This window comes from Burkholderia sp. E168m15 (assembly GCF_016586105.1).
GTDB classification, from domain to species: domain Bacteria; phylum Pseudomonadota; class Gammaproteobacteria; order Burkholderiales; family Burkholderiaceae; genus Burkholderia; species Burkholderia orbicola.
This window is the reverse complement of the sequence record NZ_BCPO01000223.1, coordinates 1-22076: the sequence shown is the minus strand read 5'-3', so window position 1 is coordinate 22076 and position 22076 is coordinate 1. Positions and strand designations below refer to the sequence as shown.

The 22076-nt window shown below is 65.8% G+C and carries 18 protein-coding genes; 10 read left to right on the top strand and 8 right to left on the bottom strand.

What is annotated here, in order from left to right; genetic code table 11:
* Positions 1-314: 314 nt before the first annotated feature.
* The 3 genes from JMF86_RS33945 to JMF86_RS33935 all read left to right on the top strand — a co-directional run bounded on the left by JMF86_RS33945 (position 315) and on the right by JMF86_RS33935 (position 3648).
* Complete coding sequence (locus tag JMF86_RS33945) at positions 315-1355, top strand: glycoside hydrolase family 3 N-terminal domain-containing protein (protein ID WP_201317384.1); 1041 nt, start codon at positions 315-317, stop codon at positions 1353-1355.
* 9 nt (positions 1356-1364) lie between these two features.
* Positions 1365-2378, top strand: coding sequence for a glycoside hydrolase family 3 N-terminal domain-containing protein (locus tag JMF86_RS33940; RefSeq protein ID WP_201317383.1), 1014 nt, complete (start codon positions 1365-1367; stop codon positions 2376-2378).
* A 112-nt stretch (positions 2379-2490) separates the two neighbouring features.
* Positions 2491-3648 carry an MFS transporter gene (locus JMF86_RS33935; RefSeq protein ID WP_201317382.1) on the top strand — a complete coding sequence of 386 codons (1158 nt, stop codon included), beginning with the start codon at positions 2491-2493 and terminating at the stop codon, positions 3646-3648.
* A 71-nt stretch (positions 3649-3719) separates the two neighbouring features.
* Here JMF86_RS33935 and JMF86_RS33930 read toward each other — a convergent pair whose 3' ends face one another.
* The 5 genes from JMF86_RS33930 to JMF86_RS33910 form a co-directional block, all read right to left on the bottom strand.
* Positions 3720-4028 carry a YciI family protein gene (locus tag JMF86_RS33930; RefSeq protein WP_011545706.1) on the bottom strand — a complete coding sequence of 103 codons (309 nt, stop codon included), beginning with the start codon at positions 4026-4028 and terminating at the stop codon, positions 3720-3722.
* 11 nt (positions 4029-4039) lie between these two features.
* Complete coding sequence (locus JMF86_RS33925) at positions 4040-4684, bottom strand: FMN-dependent NADH-azoreductase (protein WP_201317381.1); 645 nt, start codon at positions 4682-4684, stop codon at positions 4040-4042.
* Positions 4685-4734: 50 nt separating this feature from the next.
* On the bottom strand, positions 4735-5565 hold the full coding sequence (locus tag JMF86_RS33920) for an alpha/beta fold hydrolase (RefSeq protein WP_201317380.1): 831 nt from the start codon (positions 5563-5565) through the stop codon (positions 4735-4737).
* A 251-nt stretch (positions 5566-5816) separates the two neighbouring features.
* Positions 5817-6758: a sugar phosphate isomerase/epimerase family protein gene (locus JMF86_RS33915; protein ID WP_236593052.1), complete on the bottom strand. Its 942-nt coding sequence runs from the start codon at positions 6756-6758 to the stop codon at positions 5817-5819.
* On the bottom strand, positions 6755-8401 hold the full coding sequence (locus JMF86_RS33910) for a GMC family oxidoreductase (protein ID WP_236593051.1): 1647 nt from the start codon (positions 8399-8401) through the stop codon (positions 6755-6757). The genes JMF86_RS33915 and JMF86_RS33910 overlap by 4 nt, the downstream gene beginning before the upstream one ends.
* Before the next feature lie 343 nt (positions 8402-8744).
* Here JMF86_RS33910 and JMF86_RS33905 point away from each other — a divergent pair, with 343 nt between their 5' ends.
* A complete protein-coding gene (locus JMF86_RS33905) occupies positions 8745-9782 on the top strand; it encodes a GlxA family transcriptional regulator (RefSeq protein ID WP_201317378.1) in 1038 nt (345 codons plus the stop codon).
* A 118-nt stretch (positions 9783-9900) separates the two neighbouring features.
* Here JMF86_RS33905 and JMF86_RS33900 read toward each other — a convergent pair whose 3' ends face one another.
* Positions 9901-10503 (bottom strand): LysE family translocator, encoded by a 603-nt coding sequence (locus JMF86_RS33900; protein ID WP_175788844.1) that lies wholly within the window; start codon positions 10501-10503, stop codon positions 9901-9903.
* A 779-nt stretch (positions 10504-11282) separates the two neighbouring features.
* Here JMF86_RS33900 and JMF86_RS33895 point away from each other — a divergent pair.
* The 6 genes from JMF86_RS33895 (at position 11283) to JMF86_RS33870 (ending at position 19325) form a co-directional block, all read left to right on the top strand.
* Complete coding sequence (locus tag JMF86_RS33895) at positions 11283-12899, top strand: tryptophan halogenase family protein (RefSeq protein ID WP_201317377.1); 1617 nt, start codon at positions 11283-11285, stop codon at positions 12897-12899.
* On the top strand, positions 12899-13990 hold the full coding sequence (locus tag JMF86_RS33890) for a monodechloroaminopyrrolnitrin synthase PrnB family protein (RefSeq protein WP_200161694.1): 1092 nt from the start codon (positions 12899-12901) through the stop codon (positions 13988-13990). Before JMF86_RS33895 ends, JMF86_RS33890 begins: the two co-directional genes overlap by 1 nt.
* 44 nt (positions 13991-14034) lie before the next feature.
* The gene (locus tag JMF86_RS33885) at positions 14035-15735 is read left to right on the top strand and encodes an NAD(P)/FAD-dependent oxidoreductase (RefSeq protein WP_200161693.1); all 1701 of its coding nucleotides are present in this window, start codon (positions 14035-14037) and stop codon (positions 15733-15735) included.
* Between the two features lie 24 nt (positions 15736-15759).
* Complete coding sequence (locus tag JMF86_RS33880) at positions 15760-16875, top strand: Rieske 2Fe-2S domain-containing protein (RefSeq protein ID WP_200161728.1); 1116 nt, start codon at positions 15760-15762, stop codon at positions 16873-16875.
* A gap of 315 nt (positions 16876-17190) precedes the next feature.
* A complete protein-coding gene (locus JMF86_RS33875) occupies positions 17191-17868 on the top strand; it encodes a heavy metal response regulator transcription factor (RefSeq protein ID WP_011545700.1) in 678 nt (225 codons plus the stop codon).
* Positions 17865-19325, top strand: coding sequence for a heavy metal sensor histidine kinase (locus tag JMF86_RS33870; protein ID WP_201317376.1), 1461 nt, complete (start codon positions 17865-17867; stop codon positions 19323-19325). Before JMF86_RS33875 ends, JMF86_RS33870 begins: the two co-directional genes overlap by 4 nt.
* Here JMF86_RS33870 and JMF86_RS33865 read toward each other — a convergent pair.
* Positions 19303-20847 (bottom strand): efflux transporter outer membrane subunit, encoded by a 1545-nt coding sequence (locus JMF86_RS33865; protein WP_201317375.1) that lies wholly within the window; start codon positions 20845-20847, stop codon positions 19303-19305. The two genes, JMF86_RS33870 and JMF86_RS33865, sit on opposite strands and share 23 nt — an antisense overlap.
* A gap of 31 nt (positions 20848-20878) precedes the next feature.
* Positions 20879-22076, bottom strand: a 1198-nt coding sequence (locus JMF86_RS33860; RefSeq protein ID WP_201317374.1) for an efflux RND transporter periplasmic adaptor subunit, incomplete at its 5' end; no start/stop codon positions are given.

Genomic DNA, 22076 nt, shown 5'->3' with positions numbered 1-22076 from the left:
TCGAGACGCACGATGACGCTACCGGGCGGAGCAAGCGGGTATGTCGGGGTATCTCGCGGCAGTCGGTCGACGCAGGTCAAAACCGCGCGCACTCGAGGATGCGCGGACCGACGCCCGATCTGCTTCGCTGTGCGTCGCAAAAAGGCGAGTCGCGAACTTGTCGCGACATTTTTCTATGGAGACCATGCCGGCATGCACTTCGCCGAGCGTCTTGCAGGGGGAAACCGCCGGGTGCACCCACTGCATCGCGTGGATTCGGGCGGGCTCGGCGGCCGTCGTGGCGAAATTTGCACCTTATACAGGGGAGTCCTGCTGTGAACGATTACGATCGAGACGCTTACGCGGTTCTGTTGCCGGCATTCGCGGGCCTGACGCTCAGCGACGATGTGTGCCGATATCTCGACCGGGGCGGCGTGTCGGTACTGCTGGGCGAGACGCGTGACGAGTACGTCGGACGCGCGATGAGCGCGCAGCGCCGCGCGGACGAGACCGCCGCGCACTTCAGGGATGTCGTCGAATCGACCCGGAGGCGGGCAGGGTCGGGAGTGCTGGTGGCCGTCGATCAGGAACTCGGCGGGATACAACGACTGCATGCGCTCGTGCCCGCGCTGCCGTCGCTCGACGACGCCTTGCGCGCCGGCACCGAGACGATCGTTGAAAGATCCGCCGCGGTCGCCGCGGCGGCGCGCGAACTGGGCGTCAACCTGTTTCTGTCGCCGATCGCCGATGTCGTGGTGGGCGCGAATCCCTGGCTCGACGGGCGGCATCTCGGCGCCGATGCCGCCGATGTACTGCGCATTGCCCACGCGTTCGTGCAGGGCGTGCAATCGGCGGGCGTCGCGGCAACCGCCAAGCATTTCCCCGGGCATCCGGTCACGGCGCTCGATCCGGCGCTCGACGAGGCGGTCGTGGGCGGCGGGCTCGCCGAGCTCGCGCCGACGCTCGACGTGTTTCGGGCATTGATCGCCGGCGGCGTCAAGGCGGTCATGGCGGGGCCCGCGCTGGTGCCTGCCATCGATGTCGAGCATCCATCGAGCACGTCGCGCGATACGCTTTCGATGCTGCGTCACGAATTCTCGTTTCACGGGCTCATCATTTCCGACGATCTGGATGCGCCCGGCATCTTGCGCGGCAGAAGCATCGAGGCCACGGCCGTCGCCGCGCTGGATGCCGGTGCCGATCTGCTGCTCCTGTCGAGCGAAGCCGGGCTCGACCGCATTGCCGGCACGATCGTCGAAGCCGTCAGGAGCGGCGCGCTCGACGCGTCGCGGCTGGCGCAGGCGGCCAACCGCGTGCGCGCGCTCGCACGGGAACTGGATGGCGCGCAGGTCGCCGGCCGCAACGAGCGCGCGTGAGGCCAATCGATGAGCGAACTTTCGCGCCAAGCCCATGCCGTGTTGTTTCCGGTGCTCGTGACACTCGAACTCGACGATCACATCGGCCGGTTTCTCGATAACGGCGGAAAGAGCCTGCTGTTCGGCGAGACCGGCGAGGAATATGTGTCCGGCCAGATGAATGCGGAGCGCCGGCGTCGCGAAACGCTCGATGCGTGGCACGGCACGGTCGAACAGGCAACCGCGCGTGCGGGGCACATGCTGCTCGCGGCCGATGCGGACATCGCCGCCGTCCATCGGCTGCAATGGCTGACGCCGCCGTTGCCGGGCCGGGACGATGCGCAACGGATGCCGCCACGCGAGCTGGAGGATGTCTGCTTTGAAATGGCCAAGGGGGTCGCGCAAGCCGGGATCAATCTGGTGCTGTCACCGACCGCCGATGTCGTGACGGGGCGCAACCTGTGGCTGAACGGCCGGACGCTGGCCGACGATCCGGTTCAGGCGGCGGCGATGGTCCGGGCGTACGTGCGCGGCGTTCGTCGCGCCGGTCTGCAGACCACGCTCAAACATTTTCCCGGGCATCCCGACCTGGTGGGCCACCCGGCCACGAGCGATGCCACCGTGCCGCTTTCGCTCGCCGAATTGAGATCGCTTTGGGCGCCGTTCGAAGCGGGGATCGACGAGGGTGTCGACGCGGTAATGATGGGGCCGGCCCGTTTCCGCGCGGTTCAGCCGGCGGTGGCGGCTTCGCTGTCGCGCGAACTGATTTCGGCCCTGCGCGTGGAGCTGGGTTTTTCCGGCCTGGTGATGACCTGCGACCTCGATCACCGGGCGACTCAGGGCGATCGCGCACTCGGTGACGTGGCTGTTGCCGCGCTGGCGGCCGGCGCGGATTTGCTGCTGCTGTCGCCCAATGCGGTGCCGCGCATCGGTGAGGTAGCCGAAGCAATCGTACGCGCGGTAGCGGACGGTCGACTGGACGCGAGCCGTCTGCAGGCAGCCTGCGACAGCGTGAGCGCCGCAGCCGGGAGACGGCCTGCATGAATGCCGGGATGGCCGTACGCTCCCGTCGCATCCCGTCGTCACGCCGATACCGGCAGGTGGGCGTCGATGTCGGCGGGGCGCCCGCGATTCAACCGTTTACGCGTGTCATGGCATGACTTCATATCGACCGGCGGCCCGGGTCGCAACACGCATCGCATTCTTCGTGGCCGGATTCGGCGCGGCGTGCTGGGCGTCGCTCGTTCCGTTCGTCAAACAGCGCGCGGCCATCGACGAGGCGACACTCGGCGCCTTGCTGCTGTGTGTCGGCGCAGGCTCCGTGATCGCCATGATGTTGACGGGCACACTCGGTACCCGGTTCGGCAGCAAGCCGATCGTTTTCGGTGGTGGCGTCGGGCTGGCCGTGATCCTGCCGCTTCTGGCGATCGCGCACGACGCCGCCACGTTGGGCGTTGCGCTGTTCGGATTCGGTGCGGCGCTCGGTTCGCTGGATGTCGCGATGAACATCAACGCGGTCGAGGTCGAGCGCGTGGAAGGGCGGCCGCTGATGTCGGGGTTTCATGCTCAGTACAGCATGGGCGGCTTCGGCGGCTCGGCATTGGCGACCTTTCTGCTGGCCGCGCATACAGGCGTGTTCGCGAGTATGTTGCTGTGCTCGGCGCTGATGTTCGCCGGAATCCTGATTGCACGGCGCCATCTGATCGAAACGCCGCGAAGACGGGGCGGCCCGCTTTTTGCGGTGCCGCGCGGCATCGTGCTGTTGCTGGCGGGCCTGGTGGCCATTTCATTCCTGCTCGACGGCGTGCTGCTCAGCTGGGGCGCGTTGTTCATTTCCGGTAAAGGGCTGGTTCCCGCCACGCAGGGCGGCCTCGGCTACATGCTGTTCTCGATCGCGATGATGGCCGGTCGGTTGAGTGGCGACACGTTGACCACGCGCATCGGCGACCGGTCGATGATGTTCTGGGGCGGATCGGTCGCCACGGCGGGGATGGTCGTTCTGCTCGTCGCGCCGATCGCGCCGGTGGCATTGGCGGGTTTCCTGTTGATCGGGCTGGGCGCATCGAATGTCGTGCCGATCATGTTTCGCCGAGCCGGGGCTCAACGCGCGATGTCGCCGTCGCTCGCCGTCGTGGCGATCACGATGACCGGCTATGCGGGCAATCTCGTTGGCCCGGCCAGCATCGGCTTCATCGCCGATCAAGCCGGGTTGTCGACCGCGTTCTGGCTGCTGGCCGGCCTGGTTTGCCTGGTTCCGTGTTGCGCCGGCTTCGTCGCGCATCCGCGAGCGGCGCGTGTTCGGCCGGCCGCGTGAACGGCCCGGGCTTGTCTCGCGACGATTCCGGATTGTTGCGGGGACGGCCGCTCGACGTGACGCGACGGAAGTCAGACCGGCCGGGCGCCTCCTGCCCAGTGCGCAGGAAAAGCGTTTGCACGCAGCGCGGGTTCACAGCATTGAATGTCGAAGGTCGCCAACCCGAGAATATCGAACGGGTCTTCCGCGATCATTTGCTCGATATCGCGCCGGTGGTCCGCATACGCGAGTAAAAAACCGGCGGCCTCTCCCTGCAGCGGCCCCGCGAACAGGATGCTTCCCGCCTGAACGTGTTTGACGAGCCACGCCTTGTGGGCCTCCAGGTGAGCGTGAACCTCTTGCGTCGGACGGATGTAATCCAGCTTGATCGCAAACAGCATGAGGAATCCTGTTACTTGACGGGCCGTGCATCCGGCGCCGGTACGCCGGCGAGTACGTCGGCGATGGCGGCCCTGGCGAGCGCGATACCTTCGTCCCGCACCCGCTGGCCTTTCGATGCCCCCTCGGCACGGACGAACCGGACATCCGTTACACCCAGGAAGCCGAAGAAGCGATTGAGATAGTTTTCCTGGAAGTCCATGCCGGCCAGAGGTCCTTCCGCATAAAACCCGCCGCGTGCGGAGGCGACGATGACGCATTTGCCGCTGGCCAGGCCAACCGGGCCATGCTCGGTGTATCGAAAGGTTCGTCCGGCCTGTGCAATGCGATCCAGCCAGGCTTTCAACTGACTCGGTACCGAAAAGTTGTACATCGGCGCGCCGATGACGATGACGTCGCTGGCCAGAAACTCCGTCACGAGGGTGTCGGAAACCTGATGCTCGCGGATCGCATCGTCGTCGCATGCGTCTGTCGCGACGTCACGGAACCCGGCAGCGATCGGTCCGGTCAGGTGGGCAATTTCGTCGCGGACGAGATCGCGGTAGGTCACTTCGGCCAACGGATGTCGTGCACGCAAATCGGCTACGACGGCAGCGGACAGCGTTCGCGTGATGGAGTTGCCGTCCAGAATGCTGGAATCGAGATGCAGGAGCTTCATTTCAGTCTCGCAGTGAGGGAAAGACAAATTGCTTCGAAATCCGAAGGGCGTCATGGATGAACCGTTCGTGCGGCCCGGTCGATCAGTCTCGCGACATCGTCGGGGTGAGACAGCATCGACAGGTGACTGGAGCGAATGGTCGTGACCGTTGCGCCGATCCGCTGCGCGATGGCCTGCTGCACGGTCGCGTCGAGCGCGTTGTCGTCGGTCGTTCGCAGGTACCAACGGGGCTTGTCATGCCAGGCCGCATGCCGCACCTTGCCGGCGAAACAGGCCGCCGCGATCGGCTGTTGGGTCGAGGTCAGCGCGTTGACCCGTTCAAAAGGAAGATCTCCCGCCATGACGCGCTGGAACTGGCGGGCATCGTCCAGCCATATCAGTCCCCGCGCGTCCGGCGACAGGCCCGTCATCGGTGCGCCGACGCTGTGCAGCAGGTCGTCGACCGACTCGCCGTCATCCGGAGCCAGTGCCGACAGGTAAACAAGGCCCTTCACATTGGCGGCATTACCGGCTTGCGTAATCACCGCGCCGGCCCACGAATGGCCGACCAGCAGTACGTCTCCGGTTTGTCGGCGCAACACGTTCTCGGTCGCGGCAACGTCATCGTCTAGGGAAGTGAGCGGATTCTGCACGGCCGTCACGTGGTAACCCATGTGCTGCAGCCTGGTGATGACCGGCTGCCAACTCGACCCGTCGGCGAACGCGCCATGGACGAGCACGATGTTGCGCACCGCCGGCGCTGCGGCCGCGATCGTGTGACCGCTTGCGAACGTCACCATGAACGCGACGGCCGCGAGCAGTCGGCCGAACCGGCTGAACGGGCAGCGGCCCTGTCGCGTCGGAAAGAAATGCGGACGGCCCGGACGAGGCGGGAATGGCATGAGGGAGGCGCTCCGATAATTGCAGACATGGGCCAAATTTATACGGCTCTTGTCGACAATTGCAGAGGGCAGACCGGACATTGTTCATGCAAAGTTCGCCACCCGGGGCACCGTCGATGAGGGGGCAGGCGCGTGCGATCGACGTCGGAGTCGAACGCGGCACTGACGGGCGAGCGGGACCGACCAAACGGGACGATACGGGGCTCGCGATCGGACGGCGAGTGGCGCGTGACGGGCGCCACATGGGGCGGTTACGCGACGAGGCGCGCCAGCAGGCGCTTGAGCTGTGCGGCAACGGTTGCGGCGTTCTGTTGCTGCTGCTTTCTGCAGAACAACTCGCAACTCCACCATCCCCGATAGCCGGTTGCCTTGACCGCATCGGTCCATTGCTGCAGGTCGATGACACCTTCTCCGGTCGGTACGTCGCGGAGCACCTGTTCGTCCGGAATCCCGCCGGGGAAAGGGAGCGAATCACACACATGGACGCCATGAATGAGGCGCGCGTCCAGCTTCGCGATGTCGTCGGGTGTCACGCCGGACGTGTGGCAGTGCCAGTAGTCGATGACGATTTTCACGTTGTCCCGACCGGCTGCATCGATCAGCTGGATCGATTTGTCGATGCCGCTGACAGGCGCCCACGACAGCGCTTCCAGGTACAGCACCAGGCCGCGCTCGGCGGCCATGTCGGCCAGACGAGCGAGATTTTTCGCGGTGACCGCGATCTGCCGCGCGTGCGGCAGGCCGAGTACGCCGGCGTAACGGTCCGTCCTCCCGGTTTGCGTCCATTCGACGACCGACCGAACGTCGACCGGCCCGGTCAGTACCTGCACGCCTTGCGCGCCGGACAGCGTTGCCAGTTCGAACAACGCGTCGGTACGCGCGTACATCTCCGATGTTTGCCGACCCTGCCGCTCGATATCGGTCAGGAATCCCATTCCGGGGACATAGACGTCTTCGAGCAGCGCTTTCAAGTCGTCGGCGCCGTAGCCCGACGCGAGGTACGCTTCCAGCTTGTCCGCACCCAGCTCGATGCCGTCGAACCCGATTGCGGCGATCGTGTCGAGGTCGGTGACCAGGTTGGAAAACCTCGAGACAGTGGTATGAAAGATCAAGGCATTTGCTTTGCCGTGTGCGGCCATGTTCAATTGTCCAGTCGAGAACGGAATGATTGCGCTGCTCGAGCGCAGGATCACGAAGTGACTCGAGACGCTTCGGAATCGATCGGAACGGATGCTTGCCCGATGCGCGTCAGCGGCGCCTTGCCCAGGATGAGGTCCGCTGCCTTTTCGCCGATCATGATGCAGACGGCGTTGAGATTGCCCGAAATGATGTTCGGCATGATCGACGCGTCCGCCACTCTCAGTCCGTCGATACCGTGTACGCGTAGCGAAGGGTCCACCACGGAGTCGCTATCGATGCCCATGCGGCAAGTTCCGCAAGGGTGAAGCGCGGCGTGCGCCTCCTGCCGGACAAATTTCCTCAATTCGTCGCGACTGGCTGCCTGTTTGCCCGGTACGATCCGTTGCGCGATGTACTTGCCGATCGCGGGCTGTCCCATGATGTCGATCGCCTTTTCGCAACCGTCGACCACCGCTTCGAGGTCGTACGGATCGCTGAAGTACTCGGGGAACACTCGCGGGGCGTCCATCGGATTGGGTCCCGACAACTCGACGAAGCCGCGCGAGCGAGGGCGGATCTGTCCGAGATTGATGGTGCAGCCGTTGCCTCCCGGCACGCTGTCGACGCCTTCTTCGATTCCGGCGCCGACCACGAGGAAATATTGAATGTCGGGCGTCAAGGCTTCCTTGTCGCCCCACCAGAACGCGCCGCCCTCGATCAGGTTGGACGCGGCCGGCCCGTTCCTGAACAACAGATAGTTCAGGCCGGCCAGCGCCTTCCAGTGCGGCTTCTTGTATTTGTCGTAGCTATACGGTCCGTTCAACTGGTAGACGAGCGAAATTTCGATGTGGTCCTGAAGATTCCGGCCCACGCCCGGGAGGTCCTGCTCGACGGCAATTCCGTGCCTTTGCAACGCCGCGGCCGGTCCGATCCCGGACAGCATCAGCAGCTTCGAGGTACTGAGCGCACCCGCCGAAACGATGACTTCGCGATTCGCCCGCATCTGCTCGATGCGCCCGTTTCGCCGGAATTCGACACCGACTGCACGGCCTTTTTCGATCAGAATTCGCGTGACCCGCACGCCGGTACGGACCGTCAGGTTGGGGCGATTCAGCGCCGGATGAATGTAGGCGACGGCAGCGCTGCTGCGACGGCCATCGCGTGCGGTGATCTGATAAAGGCCGCAGCCGGCCGGATGCCCGCTATTGAAATCCTCGTTGTACGGCAAGCCGGATTGCTGGCAGGCCTTGAGCCATGCCTTGGTCAACGGATGAATATGCGGGATGTCGGACACGCGCAGCGGGCCGCCGGTGCCGTGGACGTCGTTGCAGAAGCGCTCGTTGTCTTCCGAGCGTTTGAAGTAGGGCAGGACGTCATCGAAGCCCCAGCCGGTCGCGCCGGAATCTCGCCACTGGTCGTAGTCCGACGGGACGCCACGGATGTAGATCATCGCGTTCACGGAACTTCCACCGCCAAGCACGCTGGCCTGGACCATCGTCGGCATTGCGGGGCGGGCGTGGCCTTGGGCCGGATGCCACGGGATGCGCTTGAGGAGCGGGCCTTGCGCAGTCTTGTAGTAGGCGCCGGGGATATGAATATAGGGACTGCGGTCTCGCGGCCCTTCCTCGAGAAGGGCGACGCTCGAGCGTTCGTCTTCGCTGAGGCGTCCGGCGATGACGCAACCGGTCGATCCGCCGCCGACAACGATGTAGTCCACCGACTTGGTGTCTCGATGAGTCATTTTCCTTGTACTCGCTAAAGCGACGCGGCGCGCCGTCCGCGCCGAGGCATGCATCCAGTCGGTTCGCGCCGAATCAGCTGCGCTTCGATCCATCGGGCCGCAAACTGCTTCTCCACGCCCGCAAATATCTTCCGGGGCGAAACGTGTTCTCGCAATTTCGCTCTGGCCTCGTTTGTGACGCAAAGTGGCGCAACCAGGTGGCTCAGCGAGGATTCGAGAGCGGTCGTCGCCCGAGAGGCCGGCTCGGCACGCTTCAGTTGGCAGGCAAACTGCTGTTCGTGCAAAATTCGCCAACCCGGCCGAATTGACGGAGTACCGCGTGCGGATAGGAATCGTTGCAGTCGAAGGGAGCCTGCTGTCTCCCATTACGGGTCTTGCCGACCTGTTCTGGATGACCGCCCAGGCATTGCGGGCACCGCCCGGCGGGGGCGCTCACGGGCAGCCGGTCGTGTCCGGCTTCGAGACCGTCATCGCGAGCGCCGACGGGCGGGCGTTGCGGGACCCACAGGGCCGTCTGATTCCGGTCGATGCCACGTTCGATGAACTGACGCAATGCGATGTCGCGCTCGTCACCGGCATGGCGCTCGGTCCCGACCGGCTACCGCCCGTGTCCGCCTCGACCACGCAGGCAGCCGCGTGGCTGCGAGCGCGTCATCGTGACGGCGCGCTGGTGGGCGCGGCCTGTGCGGGGACCTTCGTGTTGGGCGAGGCCGGCCTGTTGAACGGCAGGCGGTGCACGACGACCTGGTGGTTGCACCATGCGTTCAGGCAGAGGTTTCCCAAAGCGCGCCCGGTGTGGGGCACCGCCGTGGAAGAACAGGATCGCATCGTCACGACCGGCGGGCCGTTGTCGTGGGTCGATCTGGCGTTGCACGTCATCAGGCGGGAAGCAGGGGCCGACGTCGCTCGCCTGGCCGCCGATATTTCGGTGGCCGACACGACGCCGCTGCCGCAGCTGGTATACGCCCCTCGGGGATACGTGAATGCTACCGATCCGCTCCTGCTTCAAGCCGAGCAGATCGTCCGCCATGCCAGCCCCGGCATGACCGCGGAAGCGCTGGCCGGCGCACTGGGTCTCAGCGAACGGACCCTGCATCGTCGACTGAAGGGCTTGACCAGCGAATCGCCGAAAGGGTTCATTACGCGCGTCAGAATCGAAATGGCTTGTGTGCTGCTGGAAACACCGGGGGCGAGTATCAAGCAGGTCGCGTTGCAATGCGGTTACGGAGACGAGACTTCGTTTCGGCGCGCGTTCGGCCAGCTTATCGGCATGACGCCAGCGGATTACAGGCGCTGGTCAAGCAGGCGGAACACCCGCTCGACCATCGATCCTGACCGCGAGGTTGGCCACGATTGATATGGGCACGTGAACCGCGGGGGGCGGTCGAGGTATGGCATCAATGCACCGCTCGTCCGTTGGATGTCCACGATGTTCCCTTGGATGGAAATCGATTGCGGCGCCGCGCGGGCGTCGGTCAGCGGTTTACGACCGAGTACACGAGCGTGCCCGAGAACATCAACAACACGAGCGAGGCGCCGCGCAGCAGCGTCGACGTGCGGGCGGCCCACGCGCGTCGCGAAGTGAGGAGCCCCCCGAGGGACGACCAGCCCACACCGATCGGCGCGAGCACGACCAGAAATACGAGGAGCGCCCACGCGAAATAGTGCGCCGACCTGAACGCCTCCAGTGGAAACAGCGTGCTCGAGAACAGCAGCGCCTTCGGGTTCATCATCGTCGCGACGAACACGTCGCGAAAGCTCACCGGCGCGATCGATACGTCCTGCAGCACGCGGCTGTGCGTCCACATCTTGAGCGCGAGGAAAAGGATGTAGACGGAACTCGCGAGCTTGACTACGTCATAAAGCCAGGGCCGGCCGGCAGCGAACGCGGACAGGAAGAATCCCCATCCGGCAATCGCGATCGCGTAGCCGAGCGCCTCGGCGACGACCAGCGGCCAGGTGCCACGCAGGCCGACCTTCAACCCGGACGAGAGCAGCAACGTATTGGTCGGCCCCGGCACGATCAGCACCAGCGATACGTACATCGACATTTTCAGCAAGGCTTCCTGGATGGGCACGCGGCCTCCTCGATTCATCAGTGTCGCGGTTCGCGTCCAGCCAGAGTCGGCGCGCCGTTGAAATGCTTCAGTGCAAATGCGACCCGTGCTGTCGTGAACTTGCTCGTCTTCATCGCATGGCCTTCATGTCCGCGGGGATACATCATGACGAATTTCTCTGCTGACGAGTCGGATTATTTTTGGGTCAAAATCAAACTCGCCGAAATTCGAAAAGGTCGAGGTCTTTGTTTTGGAAATGGCTGAGCGTTTATTTCTTTTAAGTAAATTTCATCGGCCATTTTATTTTTTGGAAAACAAGGTTATTGGGGGTGGCGTTATAAATGAAAAAATGAATTTCTTTGTTTGATAAAAGTAAATAGTTTGGCGTGGGATATTTCATCGATGTTTGCCGAGATTTGGAATTTCTCTGAATCGCCGGGGATTGATATGAAATTTCTCTCGGTGTGCCATCGTGAACGCTGCTATGGTGTGTCGAACGGGCCAAATGCATGATGCGGCAAACCTGTAAAAGATTGAGCTCGCTAATCATATAAATGCACTAATGGTGATCGCCGACTAAGAAAGTCGATCTGTCGAGGCGGAGTCCCTCTCGCGGTGTGCCGTCGCGCGCAATAGGGACTCGCATTGTTGCTTGATTTTTCTGCAATTCGCTACGCATTTCAGGTGTCATTTGTCGTGACGAGCTACCCACGCCGTGACGTGTGACGGGATGATTTTTCGGTTCGACTCGACAAGGCGGCACTATCCATTCAGGTTTTAAATCCTATGGGAAGCGTGTCATGACTCACCCGATCAAGAATATCGTCATCGTGGGCGGCGGCACGGCGGGCTGGATGTCCGCCTCGTACCTCGTCCGGGCGCTCCAGCAGCAGGCGAACATCACGCTCGTCGAATCCGCGGCGATCCCCCGGATCGGCGTGGGCGAGGCGACCATTCCGAGTTTGCAGAAGGTGTTCTTCGATTTCCTCGGGATACCGGAGCGGGAGTGGATGCCGCAGGTGAACGGCGCGTTCAAGTCCGCCATCAGGTTCGTGAACTGGAGGAAATCTCCCGACGGTTCGCGTAGCGACCACTTCTACCACTTGTTCGGCAACGTGCCGAACTGCGACGGCGTGCCGCTGACCCACTACTGGCTGCGCAAGCGCGAACAGGGTTTCCAGCAGCCGATGGAATACGCGTGTTATCCGCAGACCGAGGCGCTCGACGGCAAGCTGGCACCGTGCTCGCTCGACGGCACCCGCCAGATGTCCCACGCGTGGCACTTCGACGCGCACCTGGTGGCCGATTTCCTGAAACGCTGGGCCACCGAACGCGAGGTGAAGCGCGTGGTCGACGAGGTCGAGCAGGTCCACCTGAACGACCGCGGCCACATCTCGAGCCTGTCCACCAAGGAGGGGCGCACGCTCGAAGCCGACCTGTTCATCGACTGTTCCGGCATGCGGGGGTTGTTGATCAACCAGGCCCTGAAGGAGCCCTTCATCGACATGTCCGACTACCTGCTGTGCGACAGCGCGGTCGCCAGCGCGGTGCCCAGCGACGACGCGCGTGTGGGGATCGAGCCGTACACGTCGGCGATCGCGATGAACTCGGGGTGGACCTGGAAGATTCCGATGCTGGGCCGATTCGGCAGCGGCTACGTGTTCTCGAGCAAGTTCACGTCGCGCGACCAGGCTACCGCCGACTTCCTCGACCTCTGGGGGCTCTCGGACAAGCAGCCGCTCAACCAGATCAAATTCCGGGTCGGACGCAACAGGCGCGCGTGGGTCAATAATTGCGTCTCCATCGGGCTGTCGTCGTGCTTTCTGGAGCCGCTGGAATCGACGGGCATCTACTTCATCTACGCGGCGCTTTACCAGCTCGTGAAGCACTTCCCTGATACCGCGTTCGACCCGCGGTTGGCCGACGCCTTCAACGCCGAGATCGTCTACATGTTCGACGACTGCCGGGATTTCGTGCAGGCGCACTATTTCACGACGTCGCGCGACGACACCCCGTTCTGGCGCGCGAACCGGCACGACCTGCGGCTCTCCGACGCCATCAAGGAGAAGGTCGAACGTTACAAGGCGGGGCTGCCGCTGACCACCACGTCGTTCGACGATTCGACATACTACGAAACCTTCGACTACGAATTCCGGAACTTCTGGTTGAACGGAAACTACTACTGCATTTTTGCCGGCCTGGGGCTGCTGCCCGACCAGTCGCTGCCGCTGTTGCGGCACCGGCCGGAGTCGATCGACAAGGCCGAGGCGATGTTCGCCCGAATCCGGCGCGAGGCCGAGCGTCTGCGGTCGAGCCTGCCGACGAACCATGATTACCTGCGCTCGCTGCGCGAGCGCGCCGCGGGGCGGTCTCGCAGCCAGCCCGGGCCGACGCTCGCGACGCCGGAGACGCTGTAGTGGAGGCCGTCCTGGACCGCGTATGCGCATGCGCGGCCACGCACGCTGCCGTGGCGGCCTGCGATCCGCTGCAGGCGCGCGCGCTCGTCCTGCAACTGCCGGGCCTCAACCATAAAAAGGATGTGCGCGGCATCGTCAGCCTGTTGCGCGAGTTTCTCCCGGCGCGTGATGTGTACTCGGGCTGGGGCTTTGTCGAGGCGGCAGCCGCGATGCGGGACATCGGGTTCTTCCTCGGGTCGCTCAAGCGGCATGGACACGAGCCTGTGGACGTAGTGCCCGGGCTCGAGCCGGTGCTGCTCGACCTGGCGCGCGTGACAGGCCTGCCGCCGCGCGAGACGCTGCTGCATGTAACGGTCTGGAACCCCGCGGCGGCCGACGCGCAGCGCAGCTACACCGGGTTGCGCGACGAAGCGCACCTGCTCGAGAGCGTGCGCATCTCGATGGCGGCCCTCGAGGCGGCCATCGCGTTGACCATCGAGCTGACCGACGTGCCGCTGCGCTCGCCCGCGTTCGCGCAAGGGTGCGACGCGCTGGCGGCCTATCTGCAGAAAATGGTCGAATCGATCGTCTATGCGTACCGCTTCATCTCGCTACAGGTCTTCTACGACGAACTCCGTCCGTTCTACGAACCGATTCGAGTCGGCGGCCGGAGCTATCTCGGCCCCGGTGCCGTGGAGATGCCGCTCTTCGTGCTGGAGCACGTGCTGTGGGGCGCGCAATCGGACCACCAGGGTTATCGGGAATTCAAGGAGACGTACCTGCCTTACGTGTTGCCAGCGTTCAGGGCGATTTACGCCCGGTTCGCCGGGCAGCCGGCGCTCGTCGACCGCGTGCTCGGCGAAGCGCAAGCGGCCCGGGCGCGGGGCGAGCCGGTCGAGGCCGGATTGGCGGCCGTCGACCGGGTATTCGAGATCCTGCTGCGCTTCCGGGCGCCGCACGTCAAATTGGCCGAGCGCGCGTACGAAGTCGGGCGCAGCGGCCCGTCGATCGGCAGCGGAGGCTACGCGCCGAGCATGCTCGGCGATCTGCTCACGCTCACGCGTGCGGCACGGTCGCGCGTTCGCGCTGCGCTCGACGACCCCGGCGCCTGACGCGCGCGGCCATGTGTTCCATCCCACCAGGAGAGTGTGCCCCCATGACTCAGCAGAGCCTCGCGAACGGACACGACAGCAACCACTTCGATGTGATCATCCTCGGCTCGGGCATGTCGGGCACGCAGATGGGGGCCATCCTGGCCAAGCAGCGGTTTCGCGTGCTGATCATCGAGGAGTCGTCGCACCCGCGCTTCACGATCGGCGAATCGTCGATTCCCGAGACGTCGCTGATGAACCGCATCATCGCCGATCGCTACGGCATTCCGGAGCTCGACCACATCACGTCGTTCTATGCGACGCAGCGTTACGTCGCGTCGAGCACGGGCATCAAGCGCAACTTCGGCTTCGTGTTCCACAAGCCCGGCGAGGAGCACGATCCGAAGGAGTTCACGCAGTGCGTGATTCCCGAGCTGCCGTGGGGGCCGGAGAGCCACTATTACCGGCAGGACGTCGACGCCTACCTGTTGCAAGCCGCCATCAAATACGGCTGCACGGTTCGCCAGAAGACGAGCGTGACCGAATACCACGCCGACGAGGACGGCGTCGCGGTGGCTACCGCGCAAGGTGAACGGTTCACCGGCCGGTACATGATCGACTGCGGAGGTCCACGCGCGCCGCTCGCGACCAAGTTCGGGCTGCGCGAAGAGCCGTGCCGCTTCAAGACGCACTCGCGCAGCCTCTACACGCACATGCTCGGGGTCAAGCCGTTCGACGACATCTTCAAGGTCAAGGGGCAGCGCTGGCGTTGGCACGAGGGGACCCTGCACCACATGTTCGAGGGCGGCTGGCTCTGGGTGATTCCGTTCAACAACCATCCGCGGTCGACCAACAACCTGGTGAGCGTCGGCTTGCAGCTCGACCCGCGTGTGCATCCGAAACCGGATATTTCCCCGCAGCAGGAATTCGATGCATTCCTCGCGCGGTTCCCGAGCATCGCGGCGCAGTTCCGGGACGCCGTGCCGGTGCGCGACTGGGTCAGGACCGACCGCCTGCAGTTCTCGTCGCGCGCGTGCGTCGGCGACCGCTACTGCCTGATGCTGCACGCGAACGGATTCATCGATCCGCTTTTTTCCCGCGGGCTCGAGAACACCGCGGTGACCATCCACGCGCTCGCGGCGCGCCTGATCAAGGCGCTGCGCGACGATGACTTCTCGCCCGAGCGCTTCGAGTACATCGAGCGTCTGCAGCAGAAGCTGCTGGACCACAACGACGACTTCGTCAGTTGCTGCTACACGGCGTTCTCGGACTTCCGGCTGTGGGACGCGTTCCACAGGATGTGGGCGGTCGGCACGATCCTCGGGCAGTTCCGGCTGGTGCAAGCCCACGCGAGGTTCCGCGCGTCGCGCGACGAGCGCGCCCTCGACCATCTCGACGACAACCCCCCATACCTCGGGTACCTGTGCGCGGACATGGAGGGGTACTACCAGTTGTTCAACGACGCCAAGGCCGAGGTCGAGGCCGTGAGCGCGGGGCGCAAGCCGGCCGGGGAAGCTGCGGCGCGGATTCACGCGCTCATCGACGAACGGGAGTTCGCCAAGCCGATGTTCGGCTTTGGGTACTGCATCACCGGGGCCAAACCGCAGCTCAACAACTCGAAGTACAGCCTGCTGCCGGCGATGAAACTGCTGCACTGGACGCAGACCAGCGCGCCGGCGGAGGTGAAGCGGTATTTCGACTACAACCCGATGTTCGCGTTGCTCAGGGCGTACGTCACGACCCGCATCGGCCTGGCGCTGAAGTAGTCGACCGACCCCGAAATGAAAATGATAGACGACGTTCAATTGAATCAAGTGCGTGCCAACGAACATCCGGCGAGCGTGTACGACGCGACCACGCGGGTGGCCGCGAGCTGGTACGTCGCGATGCGCTCGGACGACCTCAAGGACAAGCCGACGGCGTTGACGCTCTTCGGCCGGCCGTGCGTCGCATGGCGCGGCACGACGAACCGGGCCGTGATAATGGACCGCCATTGCGCGCACCTTGGCGCGAACCTGGCTGACGGGCAGGTCAAGGATGGTTGCATCCAGTGCCCGTTTCACCACTGGCGGTACGACGAGCACGGCCAGTGCGTGCATATTCCCGGCCACAACCAGACGGTGTGCCGGCTGGAGCCCGTCCCTCGCGGCGCGCGCCAGCCGACGTGGGTCACCGCCGAGCGGTACGGCTACGTGTGGGTCTGGTACGGCTCCGCGCAGCCGCTGCACCCGCTGCCCGACATCGCCGCGGCCGACGTCGACAACGGCGAGTTCATGCACCTGCACTTCGCGTTCGAGACGACGACGGCGGTCCTGCGGATCGTCGAGAATTTCTACGACGCGCAGCACGCGACCCCTGTCCACGCGCTGCCGATCTCGGCCTTCGAGCTCGAGCTCTGCGACGATTGGCGCGAGTGGCCGGAGGTCGAGTCGCTGGCGCGGGCGGGTGCGTGGTTCGGCGCCGGGATCGACTTCACAGTGAACCGTTACTTCGGACCCCTCGGCATGCTGTCGCGCGCGCTGGGCCTGAACATGTCGCAGATGAACCTGCACTTCGACGGCTACCCCGGCGGCTGCGTGATGACCGTCGCCCTGGACGGCGTCGTCAAATACAAGCTGCTCCAGTGCGTGACGCCGGTGAGCGACGGCCGGAACGTCATGCACATGCTGATCTCGATCAAGAAAGTGGGCGGCCTCCTGCGCCGCGCGACCGACTACGTGCTGTTCGGGCTCCAGACCCGGCAGGCCGCGGGGTACGACGTCAAGATCTGGAACGGGATGAAGCCGGACGGCGGCGGCGCGTACAGCAAGTACGACAAGCTCGTGCTCAAGTACCGAGCGTTCTACCGCGGCTGGGTCGACCGCGTCGACGCAAGCGAGCGGCAATGCGTGAGTCGGCGGACCTAGCCGCGTTCGGCGAATCGATCGATACCGATGCATCGCTCAGGCCGCAGTCGTTCCCGTCTCGCTTGCGTCCTGCCCCAGGCATTCGAGCAGCAGTTCGGTCAGTACCCGCACCTTTCGTACCGGATGCTGGCCGGGCGGACGCCCATCAGCGCTGACGGGACGGGAATCCACCGCTCGGCTCCGCCATCGCACGCCAGGCTGACCGTCTGATTACCGTTTTGTCATCTACGCCGTTCGCGCTTGCACGCAGCGAAGCCGTGTCGCCGTTTCCGGGTAACATCGCCGGATGTCCCCACGAATGCGACGGAGCCGGCCATGCGCATCCTGATAGTCGAAGACGAACCGAAGACGGGCGCGTACCTGAAGAAGGGGCTCGAGGAATCGGGTTTCAGCGTCGATCTCGCGAAGGACGGCGGCGAAGGGCTGACGCTCGCGCAGGAAGAGCGTTACGACGTGATCGTGCTCGACGTGATGCTGCCCGTGCTCGACGGCTGGGCCGTGCTCAAGCGGCTGCGCGACACGCACACGACGCCGGTGCTGTTCCTGACCGCGCGCGACGACGTGCAGGACCGCGTGCACGGCCTCGAACTCGGCGCCGACGACTACCTCGTGAAGCCGTTCGCGTTCGTCGAGCTGCTCGCCCGCATCCGCACGCTCGCGCGTCGCGGGCCGCCGCGCGAGACCGAACATCTGGCGGTCGGCGATCTGGAAATCGACGTGGTGCGCCGCCGCGTGAAGCGCGGCGCCACGCGGATCGACCTCACGCCGCGCGAATTCTCGCTGCTGCAACTGCTCGCGCGCCGGCAGGGCGAGGTGCTGAGCCGCACGCAGATCGCGTCATACGTGTGGGACATGAATTTCGACAGCGACACCAACGTCGTCGAGGTCGCGATCCGGCGCCTGCGCGCGAAGATCGACGACGCGTTTCCGGTCAAGCTGATCCATACCGTGCGCGGCGTCGGCTACGTGCTCGAACCGAAGGATGACGCATGACGCGCCCGCGCTCGCTGGCCGCGACGCTCGCGCTCGCGTTCGCCGCGACCACGCTGGCCGCGTTCGCGCTCGTCGGTGCGTATGTGTATGCGGGGCTCGAGCGGCAGGTGAACACGCAGGACGATCTCGACATCGTGCTGGCCGCGCGCCACACGCGCCGGCTCGCGGGCGAACTCGAGTCGCTCGACGCGGTGCGCACGCACGCGGAGCGGCTGACGAGCCAGGTGCTGGGCAACGAGGCGCTGTCGATGGCCGTCGTCGATGCGGGGGGCGACGTGCTTGCGCGCCACAACGTCCGGCTCGCCGTGCTCGACGATGCGCCGGCGGCCGCGTCGGCTCCGTTGGCCGACGCGCAACTGTTCGCGCCGCACGCGGTGCCGGTTCCCGCAAACGACCGGATCACGGCCGACCGGCTCGTCACGTGGACGGCCGACGGCGGCACGCCGATGCGCGGCGTCGTGATCGAGGCCGCGCTCGGCGACCGCACGCCGATCCGCATCGCGATCGCGCGCAACATGCGCGACCGAGCCGATCTGCTCGACGGCTACCGCGACCGGCTCAAGCTCGCCGGCGGGCTCGGCGCGCTGTTCGCGCTGCTGCTCGGCTACGGGCTGATCCGCAAGGCGCTCGCGCCGCTGCGCGAGATCGTCGACGACACCGGCCGGATCACGGTCGACAAGCTCGACACGCGGCTCGACGCGTCGCGTGCGCCGCCCGAGCTGCGCGCGCTCGTCGATGCGCAGAACGCGATGCTCGGCCGCCTGCAGCAGGCGTTCGCGCATCTGTCGCAATTCAGCGCCGATCTCGCGCATGACTTGCGCACACCGCTGAACAACATGCGTGGCGCCACCGAAGTCGCGCTCGCGCGGCCGCGTTCGGTCGACGAGTACCAGACGCTGCTCGAATCGAATCTCGAGGAATACGACCGTCTCGCGCGGATGATCGAGAACGTGCTGTTTCTCGCGCGCGCCGAGCATCCGAGCTTCGTCACGCGGCAGCGCGGGTTCGACGTGCGCGAAGAACTCGAGCGCATCGCGGAGTATTTCGAAGGGCTCGCCGACGAAGCGGGCTCGACGTTGCGCGTCGACGGGCACGGGCAACTGACCGCCGACGTCGAGCTGTTTCGTCGCGCCGTCGGCAACCTGCTCGCGAACGCGCTGCGTTACACGCCGGCCGGAGGTGTCATCACGCTCGCCGTCGATGAAACGCCGGATGCGGTACGCGTCGTCGTCGAGAATCCGGGCGAGCCGATCGATCCCGCGCTGCTGCCGCGGATCTTCGACCGCTTCGTGCGCGGCGATCCCGCGCGCAGCGGCGGTGCGCCGGGCGGCACGGCCGGGCTCGGCCTCGCGATCGTGCGCTCGGTGATGGAACTGCACGGCGGCACCGCGCAGGTCGAAAGCGACGCGCGCGGCACGCGGTTCGTGCTCACGTTCAACCGGCCGCCGGCTGCGTGACGGCGGCGGGTTGGGGCCGCGCGGTTGCCGCGGCGTCCTTCTTGCCGGTGTTCGATTCCGCGTCTGCCCCGGCGCTCGCGCTCACCTGCCAGCCACCACCCAACGCCTTCAGCAACCCGACTTCGGCCTCGATCCTTCGCGCGTCGATCTGATCGGCGGTGCGCCGGTTCGTCAGCGCGATCGTCTGCGCGGTCACCACGTCCAGATAGCTGACGGCGCCCGCGTTGAAGCGATTCGTCGTCAGCCGCAGCGACAGGTCGGCCGCGTCGGTCGCGCGTTGCTGGCTGCCAGCTTCGGACGCGAGCGCATCGATCGCGGACAACTGATCCTCGACCTGCTGGAACGCGACGAGCACGGTTTGCCGGTAATCGGCGACCGCGCCGTCGTATTGCGCATGCGCGCCGCGCAGCGACGCGCTGCGGCGGCCGCCGTCGAACAACGTGCCGGCAAGTTGCGGGCCGAGCGACCAGAACAGGCTCGGCGCGGCGAGCCACGGCGCGAAGAACGAACTTTCGAGGCCGGCGCTCGCCGACAGCACGAGATCCGGGAAGAACGCGGCCCGCGCTTCGCCGATCTGCGCGTTCGCGGCCGCCACGCGACGCTCGGCCGCCGCGATGTCGGGCCGCCGCTCCAGCAGTTGCGACGGCACGCCGGCCGGAATGGCCGGCACGTGGAACGCCTGCACGCGCGGCGGCAGCGCGAACGTCGATGCGCTCTCGCCGACGAGCGTCGCGATCGCGTGCTGCAACTGCGCACGCGACGCATCGATGTCGGTGTCCTGCGTGCGCGTCGATTCGAGCTGGGTCTCGGCTTGCGCGACCGCCGAAGCGTCGATCGCACCGGCCGCGAGTTGCTGCTTGAGCAGCGTCAGCGCGTCGGCGTACGCGCGTACCGAGTCGTCGAGCAGTTGCTTCTGCGTGTCGAGCGAGCGCAGTGCGAAATAGTCGGTCGCGAGTTCGACCGTGACCGACAGCTTCACGGCCTGCAGGTCGGCCGCGCTCGCGGCGGCGTTCGCCTGTGCGCCCGTTACCGCATCGCGCACGCGGCCGAACAGGTCGGGCTCCCAGCTCGCGGCCACGCCTGCCTGGTAGTCGGGCGTCGTCTTGCCGGCGAGCGACGAGCCGAGCCGGTTCTGCGACACGCGCGCCCGGCTCTGCGCGGCGCCTGCCGTGATCGTCGGCAGGAACCCGGCGTGCTGATAGTCGACCATCGCGCGGGCCTGTTGCAGGTCGGCGACGGCTTTCTTCACCGTCTGGTTCGACACGTCGACGCGCGCTTCGAGCGCGTTCAGATCGGCGTCGCCGAACACGGTCCACCATGCGCCGCGCGCGGCGTCGTCGGCGGGCATCGCGACGTGCCAGCCGGCTTGCGCGGCCGGTACTGCCGGTGCGCCCGCGTAGTGCGCGGGCACCGCGACGGCGGGCGGCGAATAGGGCGGCAGCGTCGAGCAGGCGGTCAGTGCGGCGACGGCGCCGAGCGCGACGATGCGGCGAGCGAACGGGAGCGGATGAGGAAGGCGCATGGCAAGTATCTCGTGAGTCGTCGTCGATGGGTCAGCCGCGGGCGGGCGCTGGAGCGGGTGTCGACGCAGCAGGTGCGACGCCGGCCGCGCGCAGCGGCGGCACGTTGTGCACACCGGTCGCGGACGCTGGCTGCGCGGACGAAGCAGACGAAGCAGACGAAGCAGACGAAGCAGACGAAGCCGCAACCGGCGCCGCATCGTGCGAAGTCGACACGATCTTCACGGCTTCCCCGGCCGTGATCGCATCCCCCGGGTTGTCGATCACACGATCGGTCGCCGCGAGCCCCGCGACGATCTCGACGCGCGTGCCGAAATCCCGCCCGATCTGCACGGTCTTCAGCGCGGTTTGCCCGTTCGCGCCGACGGTGGCGACCGTCACGCCGCTCGGGCGGAACAGCAGCGCACTGACAGGCAGCTCGAGCGCCGGCGCCGCACTCGGCAAGACGAGATGCGCCTGCGCATACGCGCCGGGCATCAGCGCGCCGTCGCGGTTGTCGACGTCGATCTCGACACGCAGCGTGCGCGTGACGGGATCGATCGCGCCCGCGCTGCGCGCGACCTGCGCGGCAAACCGCCGCCCCGGATACTGCGGCGTCGTCAGGTAGACGGAGGTGCCGGCCGACACGCCGGTCGCGCTGTCCTGCGGCACATCGACGAACACGCGCAGCGTGTCCGTCTGTTCGAGATGGAACAGTTCCCCGGACAGGCCCGGGCTGCCCGGCGTGCCGCCCGCGGTGACCAGCGTGCCGACGTCGACGTTGCGTGCGGTGATCACGCCGTCGAACGGCGCGGTGACGGACTCGTACGACACGAGCTCGGCAAGATGCGCGACGTTCGCCTGAGCTGAGGCAAGCATCGCGCGCTTCGCGTTCATGTCCGCGACCTTCGTGTCGGTGTCCTGCTGCGACACCGACTGCATTTTCAGCATGTCCTGCCAGCGCTGCGCGGTCGATTTCGCATAGTCGTAGTTCGCCTGCGCGCTCGCTTCGTCGGCGCGCGCCTGGCGCAACTGCGCGTCGAGATCGGGCGCCGAGATCTGCGCGAGCGTCTGGCCGGCCTTCACGTGCGTGCCGAGATCGACGCTCCAGTGCGCGATATAACCGCTCGTGCGCGCATAGATCGACGCGTCCGCATACGGCGCGACCGAGCCGGGCAGCGTCAGCGTCTGGTCGGCCGGCGCCGCGCCGGGCACGATGACCGACACCGGCAGCGCCTGCTGCGCGGCGACC

What these genes read in the sequence shown, in the direction of transcription:
- JMF86_RS33865 (WP_201317375.1), bottom strand. Translation starts at nt 20,847, where the DNA reads ATGCGCCTTCCTCATCCGCTCCCGTTCGCTCGCCGCATCGTCGCGCTC.
- JMF86_RS33895 (WP_201317377.1), top strand. Translation starts at nt 11,283, where the DNA reads ATGACTCACCCGATCAAGAATATCGTCATCGTGGGCGGCGGCACGGCG.
- JMF86_RS33920 (WP_201317380.1), bottom strand. Translation starts at nt 5,565, where the DNA reads ATGCCATTCCCGCCTCGTCCGGGCCGTCCGCATTTCTTTCCGACGCGA.
- JMF86_RS33870 (WP_201317376.1), top strand. Translation starts at nt 17,865, where the DNA reads ATGACGCGCCCGCGCTCGCTGGCCGCGACGCTCGCGCTCGCGTTCGCC.
- JMF86_RS33885 (WP_200161693.1), top strand. Translation starts at nt 14,035, where the DNA reads ATGACTCAGCAGAGCCTCGCGAACGGACACGACAGCAACCACTTCGAT.
- JMF86_RS33925 (WP_201317381.1), bottom strand. Translation starts at nt 4,684, where the DNA reads ATGAAGCTCCTGCATCTCGATTCCAGCATTCTGGACGGCAACTCCATC.
- JMF86_RS33940 (WP_201317383.1), top strand. Translation starts at nt 1,365, where the DNA reads ATGAGCGAACTTTCGCGCCAAGCCCATGCCGTGTTGTTTCCGGTGCTC.
- JMF86_RS33930 (WP_011545706.1), bottom strand. Translation starts at nt 4,028, where the DNA reads ATGCTGTTTGCGATCAAGCTGGATTACATCCGTCCGACGCAAGAGGTT.
- JMF86_RS33875 (WP_011545700.1), top strand. Translation starts at nt 17,191, where the DNA reads ATGCGCATCCTGATAGTCGAAGACGAACCGAAGACGGGCGCGTACCTG.
- JMF86_RS33935 (WP_201317382.1), top strand. Translation starts at nt 2,491, where the DNA reads ATGACTTCATATCGACCGGCGGCCCGGGTCGCAACACGCATCGCATTC.